This is a genomic window from Anabaenopsis tanganyikae CS-531 (genome assembly GCF_029891675.1).
Classification (GTDB): Bacteria; Cyanobacteriota; Cyanobacteriia; order Cyanobacteriales; family Nostocaceae; genus Anabaenopsis; species Anabaenopsis arnoldii.
In genome coordinates this window covers 1-6,044 of sequence record NZ_JANQDF010000024.1, presented here as the reverse complement: position 1 = coordinate 6,044, position 6,044 = coordinate 1, and the positions used below count along the sequence as shown (strand labels likewise).

Annotated in this window: 6 protein-coding genes; 5 read left to right on the top strand and 1 reads right to left on the bottom strand. The window is 44.5% G+C overall.

All coding sequences use genetic code 11. From position 1 onward, the window contains the following. Positions 1 to 376: 376 nt before the first annotated feature. The 4 genes from ndhL (at position 377) to NWP22_RS02490 (ending at position 2,711) form a co-directional block, all read left to right on the top strand. Positions 377 to 610 (top strand): NAD(P)H-quinone oxidoreductase subunit L, encoded by a 234-nt coding sequence (gene ndhL, locus NWP22_RS02505; RefSeq protein WP_271734074.1) that lies wholly within the window; start codon positions 377 to 379, stop codon positions 608 to 610. Between the two features lie 23 nt (positions 611 to 633). After that, on the top strand, positions 634 to 945 hold the full coding sequence (locus tag NWP22_RS02500; protein WP_271734073.1) for a DUF3007 family protein: 312 nt from the start codon (positions 634 to 636) through the stop codon (positions 943 to 945). Positions 946 to 1,003: 58 nt separating this feature from the next. Then, on the top strand, positions 1,004 to 1,846 hold the full coding sequence (gene trpA / locus NWP22_RS02495; RefSeq protein WP_271734072.1) for a tryptophan synthase subunit alpha: 843 nt from the start codon (positions 1,004 to 1,006) through the stop codon (positions 1,844 to 1,846). Between the two features lie 199 nt (positions 1,847 to 2,045). Further along, positions 2,046 to 2,711, top strand: coding sequence for a heterocyst differentiation related protein (locus NWP22_RS02490; protein ID WP_271734071.1), 666 nt, complete (start codon positions 2,046 to 2,048; stop codon positions 2,709 to 2,711). A gap of 57 nt (positions 2,712 to 2,768) precedes the next feature. Here NWP22_RS02490 and NWP22_RS02485 read toward each other — a convergent pair whose 3' ends face one another. Next, positions 2,769 to 4,571 (bottom strand): protein kinase domain-containing protein, encoded by a 1,803-nt coding sequence (locus NWP22_RS02485; protein ID WP_280801471.1) that lies wholly within the window; start codon positions 4,569 to 4,571, stop codon positions 2,769 to 2,771. Positions 4,572 to 4,738: 167 nt separating this feature from the next. Between NWP22_RS02485 and NWP22_RS02480 the strand changes: the two genes are divergently transcribed. Then, positions 4,739 to 5,236 carry a hypothetical protein gene (locus NWP22_RS02480; protein WP_271734067.1) on the top strand — a complete coding sequence of 166 codons (498 nt, stop codon included), beginning with the start codon at positions 4,739 to 4,741 and terminating at the stop codon, positions 5,234 to 5,236. Positions 5,237 to 6,044: the final 808 nt, after the last annotated feature.

Below are 6,044 nucleotides of genomic sequence, written 5' to 3'. Positions count from 1 at the left end.
AGCATGGGAGCGGTTATCCCTTAGTAGACTTGCACGCCTTAGCCAGACGCGATATTTCTCTTAAGATTTACAAGAAAGACTACCGCTATCATTGCTTGGTTTTCGCGTTGGCAATAGTCTTAATTCAATACTTGATATCGTCGGATTATATATCAAGTGGGCGATTTTCTTAACTCACTTATGTCAATGCTTGTCAACATAGGTATAGTTTTGTCTATAAAATAGTCAGCTTAGGACTAGCTCTTTTTTGTTGCCTTTATGATTGTAGCATCTATGTCAAGAATATACAAACAATTTCTTCTTGACAACTGCAATAGCTAGACTTTCCTCAGGGGAGGGGTTCAGCCTATGATGGGGAATAGATGCACTTAATGCTATTGTCCACCTCAAGAGAAGATATATGATTGTAGCCCTGCTGTATCTGGCTTTGGCTGGAGCTTACCTGTTAGTAATCCCTATTGCTGTGATGCTGTACCTCAAACAGCGCTGGTATGTAGCCGGATCCATTGAGCGAACCGTGATGTACTTTATGGTGTTTTTCTTTTTGCCAGGGTTATTAGTTTTATCGCCGTTTGTGAATCTGCGACCCCGTCCCCGGCTTGAAGTTTAACAGATTGTTAGGTCATAAATCTCATGCGACGCATTGATGCTATTGGTATTGGCTTGGGTGTTTTTATTGCTGGTGGTTTGGGATACGTAGGATTACAGTTAGTGGGTTTAGAAGCTGCACAAGCTGGGATCTGGAGCCAAGTTTTACTAGTGAGTGGCTTGCTCGGCTGGTTGGCTTCCTATATATTCCGGGCGGTGGGAAATAAAATGACCTACCATGAACAACGGGAACAGTATGAACAGGCCTTCCTCCAAAAACGCCTAGATGAACTTACTCCTGAAGAACTGGCAAAAATTCAGGCAGAAATCTCACAAGAAGAACAAAGTCAAGTGTAAAGTTATCATTGATCAGTTATTTATAAACTGACCACTGACTCATAATTATTCTGGACACATGACCGCGATTTCTGATTGCTTTAACACCTTGGGACGAAATCGAGAGTGCGCTCTGATTCCGTTTATTACTGCTGGAGACCCAGACTTAGCAACGACAGCCGCAGCTTTGCAAGTTCTGGATCGTCACGGAGCCGATATGATTGAACTCGGTATTCCTTACTCCGATCCTCTAGCAGATGGGCCGGTAATTCAAGCGGCTGCTACCCGCGCCTTGGAACGAGGGACAAAGTTAGAACAGGTTTTAGAAATGTTGCAAGCTACTACTCCCGGCTTGCGATCGCCTATTATCCTGTTTAGTTACTACAATCCCATTTTGCACCGGGGGATTGACAAGTTTCTTGGGCAAATTGCGGCCGCAGGGGTTTCAGGATTAGTAGTCCCCGATTTACCTTTAGAGTCAGCAGCAGAATTGCTGCAACCAGCAAGTGAAATGGGTATTGACTTAACTTTGTTGGTGGCTCCTACCAGTTCCCCCGCCAGAATCAAAGCCATTGCTCGCTCTTCCCAAGGATTTATTTATTTGGTCAGTGTCACTGGTGTTACCGGGATGCGAACTCAAATGGAGTCACGAGTATCAGAGTTACTCCAACAAATACGTGAGGTTACAGATAAACCCATCGGGGTGGGATTTGGCATTTCTGAAGCTGCACAAGCCCGTCAAGTCAGAGAATGGGGAGCAGATGCGGCAATTGTGGGTAGTGCATTTGTCAAACGTTTAGCAGAAGGTACACCAGAACAGGGACTAAATGCGATCGCCCAATTTTGTCAGCATCTCAAGGCTGCGATCAAAACAAGCGATAACATCACAAATACTCAAGCGCCAGAAGACAAAGTTGGTTAAAACTAATGGAACCATAACTTTGTGAAAGTGACTTTGTGGACAATTGAGCCAATATAGTTTTGAATATTAACAGCACAAATAAGCTGTAAAAAAACTAGCTAGTCCGGTCGCTTATAGTTGAGTATTATGTAAAGTTGAGTAGGCGAATTATGATGAGTGTGAGAGTGAGTCAGTCACGAGTAACAGAGGAGCAAAAGCGATGAGTGAGAGTATGGCATTTATCGGCGGTGTTGCCGTGGCCGGACTAGCGGCGCTTGTCTTGCTCAGGGGGGCAGATAGTCCCATACAAAGTAATTTCGCTGTTTCTGCTCCCCAGATACCGGCTACTATAGCGCCGCCCCTAATGCCCCAACCCCAGATGTATTCCCCCTATGGGGTGAATCCATATTATCCCCAACCCAATCAACCGCCCTCCCCGGCTAATCCAGAGCAGCGGGTGGAAATGGAACGGCTAAATATGCAGTTGGAACGCTTAAAAAGCGACAACGAACAGCTCAGAGCGCAAAACCAGCAACTCCAGTTCCAATTCCAAAATTGGCAGAACGAGCAGGTACAGTTAGCTCAACAAAATAGCCAAAAACTTACATCAGAAGCATTAAAGCCTCAAACTCCAGCAGCCCTGTGGTCTTCACCCATCATTTGGGCAGTAGGAGGCGCAACTCTCACCATTGGCGGTGGTGTTGTAGTCGCTGGTGTACTGGCTTTATTTTCACCACGCCAGCGTCCCGGTCGTACAGTACAAGTTATACATCCTTACCAGGGTCCCACCCCACCCTTAGCCCCTGTACGTCGCGCGGAATTTTTGCCTTCTTCACGGATGGAGTCCAGAGGATTTGAAGCCCGAGAATATGACCAGATGCACTAAGAGCAATATAGCCAAATCAGAATATTGATTTTAGTTATTGACCAGGCTCCCACTCCCTTACCTTGGTAAAGGAGTGACTTTTTTGCTTTGCTGATGATCTAATTTCGGTGATGTCTCTTTTGTCAGATTTTCCTCTGCCTGTTCAAATAACGATTGTATTTTGTCGCGCCAGTATTGGGTATCTGGCAACTTTTCGGGATTATTTTTATAATCTAAAACTTTGTCCCATTCACCGTCTTCTATAGCTCTATTGATATCATTAAATAGCGCCTCGGCCTTAGCCCAGTCTTTTTGCCACTGATGAATCATAGTTACTGTCTGTTTCATAGCTTGCGTGGCGTAGTCATGGGCAGAAGAAGGCGATAGCTTACCTGGCGTAGCCATACCAGGAATAGACCGACCCAAAGCGGGGGAGCCTTGTAAATCTCCTGATTCAGACTCATGAGGATCATTGGTAGACGGTGACTGATTGAATGTCTGTGCTGGTTGGGGCTGAGGAACTGGTGAAGATGCAATCAAATTACTATCATCTACTGTGTTAATAGCAATACCTTGATCTGCCAGACAAGAAACCCACTCCTGATGATTGGTAATGACATCTACATGAGCCCAACCCAAATGACCAGAATTCAATTTAACTTGTACCCAACCTAGTTTTGTCTGCTTGCCTGTAACCTCAAACTCCTTATGGGTGCTGGTTTTTTGCAAAATATCAGAATTAATGGAGCTAGGTTGAGAACGAATATTGGAATTACCAGCAACCACAGCCGAGCAGTTGTTTCTGATAGTATTATCCGCTAATTTCCGCACATTAGGATATACATTTGTGACTAAAGCCGCCGCCCCACCTGCTAAAAATAAACCAATCAAGAACGGCCAAGGGTCTATTTTGTCAGATTTTTGACTACTTGGTTTGACAGTAACAAAATTCGCCGGCGCTACTGCAATAGTTTTTTCTGGGGATACTGGGGATAAAGATTGAGTGGGTTGATGGTGATGATGGTGAGAAGATTCTGGAGGTGTGGCGGGTGTAAATACTGGATGAATTTTATGACAAGCTTGCAATGCTTCTGTTGCGCTTTGGTAACGGTCTTTGAAGTGATAATGTACCATTTTCGTCAGCACTGCCGCCAACCGGTAGTTGACGGTTGCTAAATGCTGCCATAGCAATTCCCCTGTATTGGGGTTTTCTTCTAATTCCAGGGCAGGTAGTCCTGTAAGGGCTTGAATCGCAATAATCCCTAGTGAATAAATATCACTATTAGGGCGGGGTTTACCTTGCCCTTGTTCCGTAGGCATATAGCCAGGAGTCCCCACGGCAACTGTAGCAGTACTTTTTCCCCCAACACTGGCCATTGGTAATCTTAGCTGCTTGACTGCCCCAAAATCTACTAAAACTAATTTCTGGTCACAGGCGCGGCGGATAATGTTGTCTGGTTTAATATCACGGTGAATTACGCCTTTTTGGTGAACAAATTGGAGGATTTCCAGGACTCCTAGCAACAGTTCCATGACTCGGCTTTCACTCCAAGGCTGACCGGGTATGAGTTCCGCCCCTAGGGTCTGTCCGGCAATAAATTCTTGTACTAGGTAAAATTCTTGGTTTTCATGAAAGTAAGCCAGTAGCCGGGGTATTTGGTCATGATAACCTAGATTTTCCAAGGTTTCCGCTTCGCTGTTAAATAAACGCTGGGCTGTCTCAAAAGCTCTGGGGTCGGAGGTTAAGGGCTTGAGGTGCTTAACAACACAGATAGGGTTGCCCGGTCGCTTGGTATCTTGGGCTATATAGGTTTGACCAAATCCCCCTTGAGCGAGGACTTGAATGACTTGGTAACGATGGTCTAACAGCTTACCGATCATATTTTACCCTCAGAGTTATTACTTAATGAGATTCGTTAATTTTTGATTTCATGAAAAATTATAGGGATCAAATCCGCTATTTTGGGATGAAGATTTAAACTAAAAAATTTAGTTTTTTAATAAACTTAGACTGTTTGTTTAGCATTTACTGTTCCCGTTTACTAGCAATGCCTCCTAAAATTACTAACCCAGTCACATGGCAGCAGGCTGAACTCCTGATGCAACCTGCTTTTATTCGTGTTGTGGATAATATTCGCAAGGGTCTTGACGCGTCTACTTGGAAAGGGACTTACCAGGATGTCCTGATTTGGCCCGCCAACACTACTGATGAAATTAAGGCTTTGGTAACTCAGTTGTTGCAAGAAATGGAAACTGCCACCGTAGAAAAGACAGAAGAAATTCGCGCTACTCTTACTGATCTACCAATGCCTCATCCAGGATATCATTTACTTTTGCAGCGTCAACAGCATCAGGTGAGTATAGATTTATGGGAAATTTGTTATCAAGTGTGTTTTATAAATTACACTGCTGCCCATGCAGGGGCAAATATTGATCCTAGTTTAATTGATGATGCGGGGGAGGTGGATTGGCAGCGCTTGGAAGATAAGACTAGGGATTTAGTTTCCCAGGTATTTGCTAATTTACCAGGTGATGACAGTCGGTAGGTGGGTAATTTTGGTGTTGATGGGCAATTGGTGAGAGCTTTGACACTCCCAAGACGAGTTGATTTATTTCAGGGATTAAGTAAATCATATCGTAAACGTTGCGTAGCATGGCTTGGGCCTGGGTAGCAACATCAGTTTAGAATCCCCTGTGTTTCAACCAGGGGAGATATCAAAAAATTTCCAAATTACTTTTTCCCTTGAGATTGCTACATTAGTTACAGGTGGGTGCGATTCGTTCTCTCGATCGGGAGCATTTATGCTCAGGGATGAGAGGTAAGACTGGATAAAACCAGACTCTTATAACTGTGTGTTCATGTAGGTGAGAATCCTACCCCCTAGGTGCAAGGGTGACAGCATCTCCCTTACGGTAGAGACTGGCTATCAATCCGTAAAGCACCGGAGAAAAGGCGTTCTTACTGGGAGCCTAACTCGGTATACGTCAAGCAGAGTACCCATGAGTAAAACGAAAGTTGAAGATGTGTTTGAAGCGTCGTAAAACTAAACCAGCCAAATCAGGCTGACAGGCTGGAACCAAAAGGTAAAGGATAAGGAAACGGCTATTGTTTGATAGACCGTTAAGGCACTTCCGATAAACCCGGCGTATAGCATCACTCTAAAGGTACATAGAATGGACACACGGAACGAAGTAACCCCTTGTTAGCTCTTTTAGAAGGTCGAGTCTAGAAGTAGGTGCTAACCGGATGCTGCAAGCGGGGAAGATTGAGTCAGAAGCGAACGCTTAGGGTAATGCCTAAGATATGCTGACAGATTCACGGTGATATGGATGATAAAGTCTCAAGTAGGAATT

Coding starts and splice junctions, on each gene's coding strand:
- NWP22_RS02485 (WP_280801471.1), bottom strand. CDS start 4,571: ATGATCGGTAAGCTGTTAGACCATCGTTACCAAGTCATTCAAGTCCTC.
- NWP22_RS02490 (WP_271734071.1), top strand. CDS start 2,046: ATGAGTGAGAGTATGGCATTTATCGGCGGTGTTGCCGTGGCCGGACTA.
- NWP22_RS02480 (WP_271734067.1), top strand. CDS start 4,739: ATGCCTCCTAAAATTACTAACCCAGTCACATGGCAGCAGGCTGAACTC.
- trpA (WP_271734072.1), top strand. CDS start 1,004: ATGACCGCGATTTCTGATTGCTTTAACACCTTGGGACGAAATCGAGAG.
- NWP22_RS02500 (WP_271734073.1), top strand. CDS start 634: ATGCGACGCATTGATGCTATTGGTATTGGCTTGGGTGTTTTTATTGCT.